Consider the following 14,631-nt stretch of genomic DNA (forward strand, 5'->3'; position numbering starts at 1 on the left):
CCCCCCGCGGCCGCTTGAACGCCGCCAGCCCCTCCCGGCACCAGGCCACGAGCGCCTCCGGATCGACCTCCCGCCCGGGCTTCGCCACCACACACGCGACCGGCTTGTCCAGCCCGTCCGCGTCCGGCGCGCCGACCACAGCGACCTCGGCCACGTCCGGGTGGGCCAGCAGCCGCTCCTCCACCTCGGCGGGGGAGACCCAGATGCCCCCGGCCTTGAGCAGGTCGTTGGTGCGGCCCATACAGGTGTACGTGCCGTCCGCGTTGCGGATGTACGTGTCGCCGGTGCGCACCCAGTCGCCGAGGAAGACCTGCCGGGTGGTCTCGGCCCGGCACCAGTAGCCCGTCGCCGCCGACTCCCCGCGGACGTACAGCTCGCCGGGTACGCCGTGGCCCTCCACGACACGCCCCTCGACGTCACGCAGCTCCACCGCGTACCCGGGCACGGGCTCGCCCGAGGACCCCGGATGCACCCGCCCCGACCGGTTGGAGACGAAGATGTGCAGCATCTCGGTGGACCCGATGCCGTCGAGCACCTCCACCCCGAACCGCTCCCGCATCCCCTCGAACATCCGCGCGGGCAGCGCCTCGCCCGCCGAGACCCCCAGCCGTACGGTCCCGAACGCGTCGTCCGGGATGTCGGCGCCTGCGAGCAGCGGCCCGAAGAAGCTGGGCGTGCCGAACAGCACGGTGGCCCGGTCGCCGCCGGCCCGCTTGGCGAACAGCGCCGGGGACGGTCTGGAGGGTTCGAGGAGCGCCGTGCCGCCTACCGCCAGCGGGAAGAACAGCGAGTTCCCGATGCCGTACGCGAAGAAGAGCTTGGCCACCGACAGACAGCGGTCCTCGGGTCCGATGCCCAGCACCCGCTGCCCGTAGTTCTCGGCGACGACCTTGATGTCGATGTGCCGGTGCATGGCCGCCTTGGGCATCCCCGTGGTGCCCGAGGTGTACAGCCACAGGGCGGGCGAGTCCGGCCAGGTCGTGTACGGCCCGTCGTCCGTGCCCGCGCCCGCGTCCAGCAACTGCTGCCAGGTGCGGCCCCGGACGTGGACCGGCAGCCCCGCGCAGTCGTCGCCGGTCAGAACGGCGTGCTCGACCTCCGGCGCGTCCTGGAGCGCCGCACGGACGGTCGGGGCGAACTCGGCGGAGCCCAGCACCACCCGGCAGCGCGAGTCGGCCACCAGCTTGCCCAGCTCGGGGCCGGTGAGCATGGTCGAGGCGGGGACGGCCACGGCGCCGATGCGGAAGGCGGCGAGGATGGCGGTGAAGAGCTCGACGTCGTCCACCATGCACATCAGGACGCGTTCCTCGGGCCGTACGCCGAGGGCCCGCAGTCCGGCCGCCACCCGTCGGACCTCCGCCGACAGCTGCTCGTACGTCAGCGTCCGGATGGGGGTGACGAGGGCCGTGCGGGTGCCGTCGCCCTCCCGCAGATGCCGGTCGACCAGGTAGTCCGCTGCGTTGAACACGTCAGTCATGTGGCTCACGGTCATGTGGCTCACACCCCTCACACCAGGCGGACGTACTCGTACTCGAACGGCTTGCCGTTGATGCCGTTGACCGGCGGCGCGACCCAGTGGGCGATCTTCCCGCGCTCGTGGACCGGCTGCATCAGCGACCGGACGAACGCGAGGTCCTCCGCGGTGGGCAGCCAGCGGCGGCGGCCGGCCTCCCAGGTCTGCTCGTCGACGATCGTGCCGTCGGGGGTGATGTGGTGGCCGGCGGCGAGGCCGACGTCCCGGTTGAACCCAGGGTGCGGCAGCCTCAGCCGGAAGTCGATCCCGTGGTCCTCCAGAATCCTGTTCCAGCGCTTGAGGCCGTTCTCGCAGTCCGCGATGTACTCGTCGCGCAGGTCCAGGTTGAGGGCCAGCAGCGTGGGGACCTCCTCCTGCGACCAGCTGCCGTCGCCCTCCGGCCTGTCCAGGAAGACGCTGTCGTCGGTGAGCCGGTGGTCGTCCTTGCGGCGCTCCTCCTGCCAGCGGCCCTTGAGCCCGGCGGTGTAGTAGTTCGCCGCGTTGGTGGAGGTCTCGCTGCCGAAGAGGTCCAGGGAGACCGTGTAGTGGAAGTTGACGTACTTCTGGATGATGTCGAGCGGGATGCCGCCGCACGCGGCGATGTCCAGGGTGTCGTGCTCGCGGATCAGCTGGGCGCTGCGGGTCACCACGCGGTCGACGCCGGTGGTGCCGACCATCATGTGGTGCGCCTCCTCCTTCAGCATGAACGAGCAGGTCCGCGACAGCGGGTCGAAGGCGCTCTCCTTCAGCGAGCCGAGCTGGTACTTGCCGTCCCGGTCGGTGAAGTACGTGAACATGTAGAAGGCCAGCCAGTCGGCGGTCTCCTCGTTGAAGGCGCCCAGGATGCGCGGCGAGTCGGGGCTGCCGGAGTTGCGGTAGAGCAGTGCCTCGGCCTCCTCACGGCCCTCGCGGCCGAAGTAGGCGTGCAGCAGGTACACCATCGCCCACAGGTGCCGGCCCTCCTCCACGTTGACCTGGAAGAGGTTGCGCAGGTCGTACAGGCTCGGCGCGGTCAGGCCCAGCAGACGCTGCTGCTCGACGGAGGCCGGCTCGGTGTCGCCCTGGACGACGATCAGGCGCTGCAGGTCGGCGCGGTACTCGCCGGGCACCTGCTGCCAGACCGGGTCGCCCTTGTGCTCGCCGAAGGCGATACGGCGGTCGGGGGTGGGCTCGGCCAGGAAGATGCCCCACCGGTAGTCGGGCAGGTTGACGTGGTCGAAGTGGGCCCAGCCGTCGCGTCCGACCGACACGGCCGTCCGCAGGTAGACGCCCTTGTTCTCCAACGCGGGGCCCATCTCGCCCCACCAGTTGAGGAACTTGGGCTGCCAGCCCTCCAGCGCCCGCTGGAGGCGGCGGTCGTCGGCTATGGAGACGTTGTTGGGGATCTTCGAGTCGTAGTCGATCCTCGTGGGCATCGGGTCACACTCGCTTCCGGTCGTAGACCGCCTTCTGACCGGTGCCGTAGCGGCGCAGCGCGCCCTGCGGGCCGGAGGCGTTGGGGCGTACGAAAATCCAGTTCTGCCAGGCGGTGAGCCGGCCGAAGATCTTGGTCTCGATGGTCTCCGGGCCGACGAACCGGTGGTTGGCCTCCATGCCGGTCAGCGCGTCCGGGCTGAGCGCCGCCCGGCCCTCCAGGACAATGCGGATCTCGTCCTCCCAGTCGATGTCGTCGGGAGCGTCGGTGACAAGGCCCAGCTCGCGGGCCTGGGCGGGCTTGAGCGGCTGACCGGCCTCGCGGCGCAGCCAGTCGACGTGGTCGTCCTCCTGGTAGAAGCGGGACTTCAGGCGGGTGAGGCCGTTGCCCATGGGGAAGGCGCCGAAGTTCGCCTCGGAGAGGGTGAGGATCGCCCGGTCGTCGCTGTCCGGGTCCTCGATCGGCGGCCCGTCCAGCATGTACTGCAGGTCGCAGGCCAGGGCGAGCTCCAGCAGCAGCCCGGCGAAGCAGCTGCCCGGCTCGATCAGCGCGATCAGGCTGCGGCTGGTGACGTCGAGCCGCTTCAGGGTGCGCTTGTAGTAGTGCACGATCTCGCCCGCGAGCCAGTCGCCGTCGGCGGCGGCGCCCAGGACGGCCCGCTCGTGGGCCAGTACGCGGGTCGCGTCGCCCTCGGTGCGCAGCACCCACGTGCCCAGCTCGATCTCGTTCGTCCGCAGCCGCAGGATCAGGTCGTCGAGCTCACGGGTGAGGGCCAGCAGCCAGCCGTCGGCACCCTGGGCGTGGAGCGCGGCGGCGTCGGCGGGGGCGTCCTCGCCGGGGCCCCGCACGGTGATGTCGACCAGGCCGAGCGCGCGGTCGTAGTCGGCGCGTACGTGGCGGTAGGCGATGCCCTCCTCGGTGACCTCGCGCTCCAGCGGGGTGAGCGCGATGCCCCGGGCGTCCGTGGGCCGCGAGCTGTTCTCGGCCGCTGCCAGGGCGCGCTGCTCGACGACCGTACGGAAGTCCCGGCGCGGCACGACCTCGTCGACCAGCCGCCAGTCCACCGCCGTCTTGCCTTTGACGCCGTCGCTGCGGGTGGCGAAGAGGTCGGCCAGGTCCTTGCGCACCCGGCGCTTGTCGGTGACCCGGGTCAGCCCGCCGGTGCCGGGCAGTACGCCGAGCAGCGGGACCTCGGGCAGCGCCACCGCCGAGGAGTTGTCGTCGATCAGCAGGATCCGGTCGCAGGCCAGCGCCAGCTCGTAACCGCCGCCCGCGCAGGAGCCGTTGACCGCCGCGATGAAGGTGAGCCCGGAGTGCTCCGAGGCGTCCTCCATGCCGTTGCGGGTCTCGTTGGTGAACTTGCAGAAGTTCACCTTCCACTGGTGCGGGGAGGCCGCCAGCATCCGGATGTTCGCCCCGGCGCAGAAGACCTTCTCCTTGGCGCTGGTCACCACCACCGAGCGCACCTCGGGGTGCTCGAACCGCAGCCGCTGCAGCGCGTCGTACAGCTCGATGTCCACGCCCAGGTCGTAGGAGTTGAGCTTCAGCTCGTACCCGGGGACCAGGCCGCCCTGCTCGTCGACGTCCATCTCCAGCCAGGCGACCGGTCCGTCCGTACGGAGTTTCCAGTGCCGGTACGCCTCCGGACTGCGGTCGAAGGTCACCACCACCGGTGCCGTGGACTCCGGTGCTCCGTGCGCGGCCTCGGCCACGCCCGGCTTGTCTGCCACCACCATGACGAGCGCCTCCTCGCGCTGGTACGGGTACCGCTGAAGGAATCTTCTACAGAAGTTCAGTAGTGCGTCAAGGTTCTGTAGAACATCAATCGTGAGGGGTCGTGCAGGGCCGCGCAGAGCCCTGAGAGGCCACGCACGGCCCTGGAGTGGGGGCCGGTGCCCCTACTTGCCGTATGTCGCGGTGCAGCGGAAGTTGGCGGCGTCGTCCGTGCTGCCGCCGCCCGTGTAGCGGGGAACGGCGGGCCAGCGGCACAGGGGGCGCGTGAGGTCCCCGTTGCGGCCCAGGAGGGTCTTCGGGGCCTCGCCCTCCTCGACCCACTTCACCAGCGCGGCGAGCGGATCGGCCGGCGCGGCGCCGGGGCCGCCGGCACAGTGGGCGACGCCGGGGGCCATGAACAGGCGCGCGAACCGCTCCGTACGGGCCTGTCCGCCCATCTCGGCGGTCAGGCGCCCGAAGTAGTCGATCGTGCCCTGCGGGAAGATCAGCTGATCGGCCCAGCCGTGCCACACGATCAGCTTGCCGCCGCCGTCACGGAAGGAGCCGAGGTCGGGGTCGTCGGTGCCGATCACGTCGTGGTACTCGGCCCGGGACTGGGCGAAGTAGTCCGCGAAGTCCGCCGTGGTGACGGTGCGCCAGTCGAAGTCCGGGTCCTTGGCCAGCCAGTACGTGAACCAGTCGGTGGTGATCGGGAACGGCGCGGCCTCCCCGGTGGGGGTGCTGCCGGCGAGTCCGGCGAAGGAGGTGCCCGGCGTCAGCCCGTACCAGAGGAAGGAGCCGTTCCGGCGGCGCGGTCCCTGCCAGATCTTCTTCACCACGGCCGCGTCCTCGGCGGTGATGGTGCCGCAGGCCGTCTCCTCGCCGATCAGCTTCGAGGGGTCGAAGCGGCAGGCCAGGGGATCGACGATCCCGTCCGTCACGCCGTCCTCGCCGTCACAGGCGGCGACGACCGCCTTGTTCACGGCCTCGAAGGTGCAGGGGCTGACCACATGGCCGCTCTCCCGCATCACGATCTGCGGCCACAGCTCCGAGGGGATGAACCGGTCCCAGTTGATGGCGGGTGCCGCGGACAGGACGCCGTCGTAGTCCCCGGGGTGGCGCTGGGCCTCCATCAGGCCCTGCCGGCCGCCGGTGGAACAGCCGTTCCAGTAGGAGTGGTTGGGCGCCTGTCCGTAGTAGGCCTCGGTCACCGCCTTGCCCTTGACCGTCATCTCGTGGACCGAGCGACGGGCGAAGTCGGTGATGAGGTTCTGCTTCATCCCGGTCGGCGACCACGCCCAGGCGCCGGACAACGGCGATCCGGTGTGGCCGGTGTCGGTGGACGCCGCGGCGTAGCCCGCCTTCGCGGCGTCGTCGGGGGGTGTCAGGAAGCCGGCGTAACCGCCGCCCCCGACGCCCTGGAACCGTCCGTTCCAGTCGTTCACCGGCAGGGAGACCGCGATGTTGACGCTCTCGGGAACCGTCAGGCGCACCCGGCAGATCGCGGGGGTGCCGTCGGTCTGCTCGGCGCTGGTGACGCGGGTGCCGTCGGTGAAGGCCAGCTCGGTCAGGCCCGCGCAGGACCTGACCGGTTCACCGGGAGCCGGGGAGACGGCCTGCCCCGCGGGGGCCAGGGCGGTCAGGCCGATGGTCAGGGCCAGGCCGGCGAGTGCTGCGGACCAGGAACGGGCTCTGGAGCGCGGGGGTTTCATCAGATCTGTGTCCTCTTTCCATGACGTGCGGCTTTCCGTGACGTGCGGCCGGGGCGCGCCGAGAGGCCCCCGGCCACACGGGGGTTCGCGTCGGGTTCTCGGATCAGCCCACGCCGAGGAGGCTGTGGGCCCGCCGCCGGTCCTGGCGGAAGTCGGCGGTGGAACTCCTGTGCACGATGCGGCCCTTCTGCATCACCGCGACCTCGTCGGCCAGCCGGAAGGCCAGGTGCAGGTCCTGCTCCACCAGCACGGCCGCGATGCCCTCACCGCGCAGGCCCTCCAGCACCCCCGCGATCAGGTCGACGACCGCGGGCGCGAGACCGTCCGAGGGCTCGTCCAGGAGCAGCAGCCGCGGGTTCCTCAGCAGGGCCCGGCCGATGGCGAGCATCTGCTGCTCCCCGCCGGAGAGTTGGTCCCCCCGGTTGCCGCGCCGCTCGGCGAGACGGGGCATCAGCTCGTAGACGCGCTTCGTGGTCCAGGGTCCGGGGCGGCCCCTGGACGCCCGGGCCGCGATGGTGAGGTTCTCCTCCACCGTGAGAGGTGCGAACGCACGGCGGCCCTGGGGCACGATCGCGACGCCGCCGCGGGCCACGGTGTGCGCGGCGGCTCCGGCGAGTTCCCGGCCGTCGATGCGGATGCTGCCGGAGTACGGCTTGAGCATCCCCATCACCGTATGGACGAACGTGGTCTTGCCGACGCCGTTGCGGCCGAGCAGTGCGACGACCGTGCCGGCCGGGACGGTGAGGTCGACGCCGTCGAGCACGGTGGTGCCCGCGTATCCCGCGCGCAGGTCGCGCACGCTGAGCAGGTCGGTCATCGCGGTCCTCCGGTTCCGGCTTCGGTTCCGGCTTCGGCTTCGGTTCCGGCTTCGGCTTCGGCTTCGGCTTCGATTCCGGCTTCGGCTTCGGCGAACAGGTCCTCGGTCCTGGCGGAACCGAGATAGGCCCGCTGCACCGCCTCGTCGGTCCGGATCGCCGCCGGTGGCCCGGAGGCGAGGACCCTGCCCAGGTGCAGCACGGTGACCCGGTCGGCGAGGCGGAACACCACATCCAGGTCGTGCTCGACGATGAGCACGGTCAGGTCCTCGGGCAGCCGTTCCATCAGGGCCACGAACCGCTCGGTCTCCGCGGCGGACATCCCCGCGGTGGGCTCGTCGAACATCACCAGGGAGGGTTCGGTGGCGAGCACCATCGCGACCTCCAGTTGCCGCCGCTCGCCGTGGGACAGGGCCGACACCTTGTCCCCGGTCCGCCCGGACAGCCCGGCCGAGTCCAGATGGCGGCGTGCCTCGGCCTCGGTGTGCCGGAACCGCCGGGCCGCCCGGTCGAACCGGTGGGCCACCCGGTGGACCCGCTGCACGGCGAGCGCGACGTTGTCCAGCACCGAGCAGTCGAGGAACAGGCTGGAGTGCTGGTACGTACGCACCATGCCGCGCCGGGCCCGGTCCGCCTCCGGCAGTGACGTGATGTCCTGCCCGGACAGCAGGACGCTGCCGCCCGAAGCACGGAGCGTCCCGGCGACGGTCGCGAACAGCGTGGACTTCCCGGCGCCGTTGGGCCCGATCAGCGCGTGCCGCTCGCCCCGGGGGATCGTCAGGTCCACACCGTCGACGGCGGTGAGCGAGCCGTAGGAGCGGGTCAGCCCGCGCAGTTCCAGAAGAGGGGTCACGACGAGTTCTCCTTCCGGCGGCGGGCTCCGGCGAGTTCCCGCAGGCGCCCACCCGTGAGGCCCGCCAGCCCGCGCGGCATCAGGAAGACGACGGCGACGAACACCGCGCCCAGCACCAGCGGGCCGTGGCCGCCGATCGACGCGGAGAGGTTGTCGCGGACGAACAGCACGAGCGCCGCACCCAGACAGGGCCCCCACAGACTGCCCGCACCCCCGATGACCACGCTGAGCAGAGCCAGCGCCGCCACCTCGAACCCCATGTCCCCGGGCGAGAAGAACCGGGCCTGCTGCGCCCACAGGGCACCGCCCACCCCCGCGACGGCCCCCGCCAGGCAGAAGACTCCGTACCGGGCGAGCGCCGGGCGGTAGCCGAGCGCCCGCATCCGGGCCTCGTTGTCACGGATGCCCCGCAGGGTCCGCCCGTAGGGGGAGCGGACGACCAGCGCGACCGCCGCGAACACCAGGGCCGCCACCACGAGCACCCACCAGTACACGAACCCGGCGGCGAGCAGGGCCGGCCCGCCGAACAGGGTGACGGGGGGCATCCCGGCCAGCCCGTTGCTGCCGCCCACGGCGGACCAGGTGTCGGCCACCTGGTGCACCGACTCGCCGATCGCGAGCGTGAGCATCAGGAACACGATGCCGCGGGCGCGTACGGCCACCCAGCCGGTGACCGCGGCCGCCACCAGGCCCATGACCAGGCCCGCCAGCGCCTGCACCATCGCGTCCGGGGTGATGTGGACCCCGACCAGCACCGCCGTGTAGGCGCCGACGCCGAAGTACGCCGCCTGCCCCAGCGAGGGCAGCCCCGTGACCCCGGTCAGCAGGTCGACGCCGATCACCAGCACCGCGAACGCCAGCATCCGGGTCATGGCCGACACCGGGTAGGGGCTGAGCACCAGCGGGGCCGCCGTCAGCAGGGCGACGACCGCGACGACGACCGCGGCCCGCCGCCGGTGAGGGCGATCCGCACCGGCGGTGGCCGCGCTGTCCGGTGCTTCGACGACGGGCGCCGGGTCCGGCGGCGCGGGTGTACCGCCGTGCACCGTCACCGTGTCCTTCTCCTGCTCCTGCTCCTTCTCCTGCTCCTTCTCCTTCTCCGTCTCCGCTCTCATGCGTGCACCCCCGTCCGGGCCGGGAGCAGACCAGCCGGCCGCACCAGCAGGACCAGGGCCATCGCCGCGAACACGAGGAACGACGCGTACTCCGGCAACAGCGCGGTACCGAGCGCCTGCACCTGCCCGATCACCACGGCACCCAGCAGCGCGCCCCGGACCGAGCCCAGGCCCCCGATCACCACCACGACCAGCGCGAGCAGCAGCACCTTCTCGTCCAGACCGGGCTGGGCACCGAGGATCGGACCGGCCAGGACCCCGCCGACCGCGGCCAGCGCCGCACCCGCCGCGAAGACCCCGACCAGCACCCGCCCGGTGTTGACGCCCAGTGCCGCCACCATCGCCCGGTCGGCGACGGTGGCGCGGATCACCGAGCCCAGCGGGCTGCGCTCCACCAGGACGTACACGGCCACCGCCAGTACGACCCCGAAACCGATCACGAGCAGGCGGTACACCGGATACGTCTCGCCGAGCACCGTGACACCGCCGCCGACCGGTGCGGGGGCGCTGATGGAGTGCACGTCGGTGCCGAAGGCCAGCGTCAGCACCTCGGCGACCACGAGGCCCACGCCGAGCGTGAGCAGGGCCTGGTCGAGATGGTGCGTGGTGGCCCGCGTCAGGGCGGCCAGCAGACCGCCGAGGAGGGCCCCGGCGACGGCGGCGGCCAGCACCGCCAGGACGAAGGCCGCCACCCCCGCGCCGTCGGTCACGAGTGCCACCGCCACGTAGGCGCCGACGAGATACACCGCGCCGTGCGCGAGGTTCAGCACGTCCATCATCCCGAACACCAGGGACAGTCCCAGGGCGATGGCGAAGAGCAGGGAGCCCATCGCCAGCCCGTTGAGGACGCTCACCAGATGGGTAGCCATCCCGGTCCCGTCAGTCCAGCTCATCGACGACCGCGTTGACGGCCGTCTTCCCGTCGGCACGGACCTCGCGCAGGTAGAACGTCTGCTCCGCGTTGTGGTCCGCGTCGAACTTCCACGAGCCGCGGGGGCTGTCGACCGGACCGACCTTGCCCAGTGCCTTCACCAGGGCGTCACCGCTGTCGCCGTCCGCCTCGGCCAGAGCCTTGTCGAGCACGGCGGCGGTGTCGTAGCCCTGGACGGCGTAGACCGTCGGCGGCTTCTTCGCCTTCTCCTGGTAGGCCGCCATGAACTCCTTGTTGACCGCGCCGTCCAGCTCGGTCGAGTAGTGCAGCGAGGTCTTCACTCCGACCGCGGCCTTGCCCTGCGCGGCGAGCACCCCGCCCTCGGTGAGGAAGCCGGTCCCGTACAGCGGTGTCTTCTCGGCGAGCCCGAACTGCTGGTACTGCTTCACGAAGTTCACGGCCTCGGCGCCCGCGTAGAAGGCGTAGACGGCGTCGGCGCCGGACTTGCGGATCGCCGACAGGTAGGGCTGGAAGTCCTGGGTCTTGCCGAAGGGGGTGTACTTCTCCCCGGCGACCTTGCCGCCCGCGGCCTCGAAGCTCTTGCGGAAGCCCGCGACCATCTCCTTGCCCGCGGCGTAGTCCGCGGCGATGAGGTAGACGCTGCCCTTGACCTCCTCGGCGACGGCCGGCCCCAGCGCACCGGACACCTGGCCGTTGCTGAAACTCGTCCGCCAGACGTACTCGGACTTGCGGGCCCCGGTGATGTCGTCGGCTCCGGCGTTGGCGATCAGCAGCGGCTTCTTCGACTCGTCGAAGAAGTCACGAAGCCCCAGCGCGGTGGCCGAGTTGACCACTCCGGCGACCGCGGCGACCTGGTCCTGGGTGACGAGCTTCTGGGCGGCGGGCACACCGGTCTGCGGTCCTTCCCCCTCGTCGGTGGTCACGAGGTCGACGTCACGCCCGCCGAGCTTGCCGTCGTGCTGGTCGAGGTAGAGCTCGAAGCCGGCCTTGATGTCCTCGCCGACGGGCGCGTAGACACCCGACAGGGGCACCAGCAGCCCGAGTTTGACGGCGCCGCCGGACTGGGTCCCTCCGGACCCGCTTTGGCCGGACTCGCCCAGGCTCGACCCGCAGCCCGAGAGCACCAGGGCGCCGACGGCGAGCCCGGCGATGGTTCTGGTGAGAGAGAAGAGAGAGACAGCACCCATGACAGCTCCTGAGGTGGGCCGGGGTGGGAAGGAATGCCGCCAGAATCTACATCTCTTCGCCGTAGCGTCAATAGTCTGTCAAAGATCTGTCCCGGCTCGGGGGCTGCTGCCTCAGCTGACCGGACGGCCGTTCACGCGCTCCACGCGGAAGCCCCGCACGCCCCCTTGACGCGGCACAGCGGTCCCGCCTACGGTCCGCCGAACCGGACGAGGCCGCCTGGAAGGCATGGAGCACCTGGACGACATGAACGTCCGGAAGGCGTGGGGCGTCGGGAAGGCGTGGGGCGTCGGGCAGACGCGGGGCGTCCGAAAGGCACGGGGCGTCCGGCAGACACGGGGCGTCCGAAAGGCACGGGGCGTCCGGCAGACACGGGGCGTCCGGAAAGCACGGAGGACCCGGGAACGGAAACCCGGTCAAATGCCGTTCGCGGCGAAGAAGTTCCTCGCGTACTCCATCGCCTGAGCCTGGTCGCTCTCCGTCCCCGGAACGAGTTCGTCGCGGCGCCGCTCCGTCGCGGGATCCACCCAGGACAGCCACCAGCCGAGCTCTCTTCCCGGAAGGCGGCCATGGACGAGGACCGCCCGCCGGTGCGTGATGGTCCAGGCGCCGTGTTCCTCGGGCGCGACAACCATGATCTCCACGGCGCGCCTCCGTATCTTCTCGTCGATGGCTCCCATTCCACAGCGCCACCGACCGGCTCGCACGCCGACGGCGCCTCACGCCTCCCCGAGGAACCCCAGCACCTCGCCCAGCAGGGCGGCCGGCGCGTCCAGCGGAACCAGATGCCCGGCATCGCGGATCGGGCGCAACCGCGCGCCGGGGATCAGCGAGGCGAGCTCCTCGCCCTTGGCGTACGGGATCCAGGTGTCCTCGGTCCCCCAGCACACGGTCACCGGCAGCCGCAGTGACGGATACAGCCCCTGGATCTCGTCGGTGTACCGCTGGTCCGCCTGCGCGATCTGCCGGTAGAAGGCGGCCTGCCCCTCCTCGTCCGCCCACGGAGCGACCAGGGCGTCCAGCTGGTCGGGCCGCAGCCCCCGATGGCTCGCCGTACCGACGTACTCCCGTACCAGCGCCCGGTGCAGTGCCCCCGGAAGCCGCTCGAAGACATGGCTGTTCTCGCCGACCAGCCGGAAGAAGGGCGAACCCCACGGCCTGAGCGCCACGGGGTCGACCAGCGCGAGTCGCCGGTAGCGGGCCTCGTGCAGCAGATGCGCGCGCAGTGCCACGCACCCGCCGAAGTCGTGCGCCACGACGGACGGCCGGTCCAGCCCCCAGTGCGCCAGCAACCGGGCGAACACCTCGCCCTGGGCGCGCAGCGAGACGTCCTGCCCGGCGTACATCTCGGAACCGCCGTACCCCGCCATGTCCCACACGAACACCTCACGGCCCCCGGCGGCGAGGGCGGGGGCGATCTCGTGCCACACGTACGAGGAGAAGGGCGTCCCGTGCAACAGCACGACCGGCTCCCCGCCGGCCTCCCCGAACCGGTCCCACCGGACGGTCCCCGACGCCGTCCGGAAACTCTCCCGCAACCGCCACCCACCCATGGCTTCCGTCCCCTTCCGGCTTCTGTAGGACCGTTCCGTACGACCGGCCGTTCCGGGACAACCGTTCCGCACGACCGGCCATTCCGCCCGACACGTGGGCGCCTGCCCGGCGAGGACGTGCCGGTATCAGGGACATGGACGACAGCCCTTCGGCCCACGTTCGCACGCGCGGGGCGGACACGGCGTGGGTGATCCGACCCGCCGTCGAACACGATCGCCAGCCGCCCTTCGACTCCGGCAACGCCGCGAACGCGGACGCCCGGCTGAAGGAACGGGCACTGGAGTCGCTCGCCGCGTCGCAGGTGCAGGTGCAGGTGCAGGTGCAGGTGCAGGAGCAGGCGCAGGGCGCAGGGCGCAGGTGTCAGGTTCCGCCGTGCGGTGCCCCGGGCTCCGGCGGATCCTGGTGGGACCGGCCCTCGGCCGTCTCCGGCCGCCGAGCGGCCGTCCCACCCGGCGAAGGAGGCGGCGTAGTGCGGGACCTGGCGATCATCGAGGCGCCGTCGGTGCTCGGGCTGCGGCCCTCCGGTGTCGAGGAGCTGCCGACGGCGCTGTCGCGGGCCGGGCTGCCGGAGGGTCTCGGCGCGGTGGAGTCGCGGCGCGTCGAGGCACCGCCGTACGATCCGCGGCGCGACCGGGAGACGGGGATCCTGAACCCGGGCGGCATCGCGCGGTACTCCGTGCGGCTGGCGGACGCTGTCGGCGACGTCCTCGACCATGGCCTGTTCCCCGTCGTCCTCGGCGGAGACTGCTCCATCCTGCTCGGCATCCTCCTCGCGCTGCGCCGCCGCGGACGCCACGGTCTGCTGTTCCTCGACGGCCACACCGACTTCTACCAGCCCTCGGCGGAGCCCAACGGGGAGGCGGCCTCGATGGAGCTCGCCCTGGCGACGGGCCGCGGCCCCCCGCTGCTCACCGACCTCGAAGGCCGCGGGCCCCTGCTGCGCGACGAGGACGTCGTCGCCTTCGGCTTCCGGGACTCCGCCGAGTCCGCCGAGGCCGGGATGCAGCCGCTGCCGCCCCGGCTGCACGCGATCGACCTCGACGCCGTACGGGCCACCGGCGCCGAGGCGGCGGCGCGCCACGCCCTCGACCTGCTCGGCGCCGGCCGGAGCGCCGGCTACTGGGTCCACCTCGACGCCGACGTCCTGGACGACGCGGTGATGCCCGCGGTCGACTACCGGCAGCCCGGCGGGCTGACCTGGCCGGAGCTGGAGCACGTGCTGCGCGGGGCGGTGGCCGGCGAGCGGGCCCTCGGTCTCGATGTCACGATCTTCAACCCCCGCCTCGACCCTGACGGCGGTATCGCGGCCCGCCTCACCGACTGCCTGCGCCGCGCGCTGCCGGTACGCGGCGGCCGGGGGTGAGCGCGGCTCTCAGGGCGCCGCCTGCTCCTGTTTCTGTGCCGGTTCCCGTTCCGCTTTCTGTTCCGGTCCCCGCTCCGCCCCGAGCTCACGGGCGTGCGGATGCAGCGGCAACGCGGTCGTGACCTCGAACCCGCCCTCGGGGCGGGGGCCCGCCTGCAGGTCGCCGCCGATGGAGTGGGCGCGTTCGCGCATGCCCATGAGGCCGAAGCCGCGGCCCTGGCAGGCGGCGGTGGGGTCGGAGTCCGTGGCGCTTCCGTCGTTGGTCACCGTGATGATCAGACGGGCGTCGGAGTAGGTGAGCCGGATCCGGGCGGCTTCCGCGCCGGCGTGCTTGGTGATGTTGGTGAGCGCCTCCTGGACGATACGGAACGCGGTCAGGTCCACCCCCGGTGAGAGCGGCTGAGGTTCTCCCTCGGTGGTGACGGTGACCTGGACCCCGGCGGACGCGCACGCCGAGATCAGCTCGGGGAGGCGGGCGAGCCCGGGGGAGGGGTCCAAGGGG

At 71.9% G+C, this 14,631-nt stretch carries 13 protein-coding genes; 1 reads left to right on the top strand and 12 read right to left on the bottom strand.

The genetic code is table 11. The annotated features are described in order from the left end of the window. The 11 genes from FNH04_RS26470 to FNH04_RS26520 all read right to left on the bottom strand — a co-directional run. Window positions 1–1,477 (bottom strand): benzoate-CoA ligase family protein (locus tag FNH04_RS26470; protein ID WP_152788309.1); only part of this gene is annotated, 1,477 nt, incomplete at its 3' end. A gap of 29 nt (window positions 1,478–1,506) precedes the next feature. Then, the gene (gene boxB / locus FNH04_RS26475; RefSeq protein ID WP_152788310.1) at window positions 1,507–2,928 is read right to left on the bottom strand and encodes a benzoyl-CoA 2,3-epoxidase subunit BoxB; all 1,422 of its coding nucleotides are present in this window, start codon (window positions 2,926–2,928) and stop codon (window positions 1,507–1,509) included. Between the two features lie 4 nt (window positions 2,929–2,932). Next, window positions 2,933–4,663 (bottom strand): 2,3-epoxybenzoyl-CoA dihydrolase, encoded by a 1,731-nt coding sequence (gene boxC, locus FNH04_RS26480; protein WP_152788311.1) that lies wholly within the window; start codon window positions 4,661–4,663, stop codon window positions 2,933–2,935. Window positions 4,664–4,825: 162 nt separating this feature from the next. Continuing rightward, entirely contained in the window at window positions 4,826–6,352 is a 1,527-nt protein-coding gene (locus tag FNH04_RS26485) for a tannase/feruloyl esterase family alpha/beta hydrolase (protein ID WP_152788312.1), read from the bottom strand. Between the two features lie 103 nt (window positions 6,353–6,455). Next, window positions 6,456–7,169 carry an ABC transporter ATP-binding protein gene (locus FNH04_RS26490; protein WP_228031626.1) on the bottom strand — a complete coding sequence of 238 codons (714 nt, stop codon included), beginning with the start codon at window positions 7,167–7,169 and terminating at the stop codon, window positions 6,456–6,458. Next, the gene (locus FNH04_RS26495; protein ID WP_322723926.1) at window positions 7,166–8,020 is read right to left on the bottom strand and encodes an ABC transporter ATP-binding protein; all 855 of its coding nucleotides are present in this window, start codon (window positions 8,018–8,020) and stop codon (window positions 7,166–7,168) included. The genes FNH04_RS26490 and FNH04_RS26495 overlap by 4 nt, the downstream gene beginning before the upstream one ends. Beyond that, window positions 8,017–9,135, bottom strand: a complete 1,119-nt coding sequence (locus FNH04_RS26500) for a branched-chain amino acid ABC transporter permease (RefSeq protein WP_152788313.1) — start codon at window positions 9,133–9,135, stop codon at window positions 8,017–8,019. Before FNH04_RS26500 ends, FNH04_RS26495 begins: the two co-directional genes overlap by 4 nt. After that, window positions 9,132–10,004 (bottom strand): branched-chain amino acid ABC transporter permease, encoded by an 873-nt coding sequence (locus FNH04_RS26505; RefSeq protein ID WP_228031627.1) that lies wholly within the window; start codon window positions 10,002–10,004, stop codon window positions 9,132–9,134. Before FNH04_RS26505 ends, FNH04_RS26500 begins: the two co-directional genes overlap by 4 nt. Window positions 10,005–10,014: 10 nt before the next feature. Beyond that, window positions 10,015–11,214 (bottom strand): ABC transporter substrate-binding protein, encoded by a 1,200-nt coding sequence (locus FNH04_RS26510; RefSeq protein WP_152788315.1) that lies wholly within the window; start codon window positions 11,212–11,214, stop codon window positions 10,015–10,017. 414 nt (window positions 11,215–11,628) lie between these two features. Further along, a complete protein-coding gene (locus FNH04_RS26515; RefSeq protein WP_152788316.1) occupies window positions 11,629–11,892 on the bottom strand; it encodes a hypothetical protein in 264 nt (87 codons plus the stop codon). 39 nt (window positions 11,893–11,931) lie between these two features. Next, window positions 11,932–12,765 (bottom strand): alpha/beta fold hydrolase, encoded by an 834-nt coding sequence (locus FNH04_RS26520; protein ID WP_152788317.1) that lies wholly within the window; start codon window positions 12,763–12,765, stop codon window positions 11,932–11,934. Between the two features lie 188 nt (window positions 12,766–12,953). On the opposite strand from FNH04_RS26520, the gene FNH04_RS48700 reads away from it, so the two are divergent. Beyond that, the gene (locus FNH04_RS48700) at window positions 12,954–14,129 is read left to right on the top strand and encodes an arginase family protein (RefSeq protein WP_322723928.1); all 1,176 of its coding nucleotides are present in this window, start codon (window positions 12,954–12,956) and stop codon (window positions 14,127–14,129) included. 9 nt (window positions 14,130–14,138) lie between these two features. Here FNH04_RS48700 and FNH04_RS26530 read toward each other — a convergent pair. Next, on the bottom strand, window positions 14,139–14,631 hold a 493-nt coding region (locus tag FNH04_RS26530; RefSeq protein ID WP_265580377.1), incomplete at its 5' end, for a sensor histidine kinase.

Origin of the sequence: Streptomyces phyllanthi, from assembly GCF_009377205.1 — a bacterium.
Lineage (GTDB): Bacteria > Actinomycetota > Actinomycetes > Streptomycetales > Streptomycetaceae > Streptomyces > Streptomyces phyllanthi.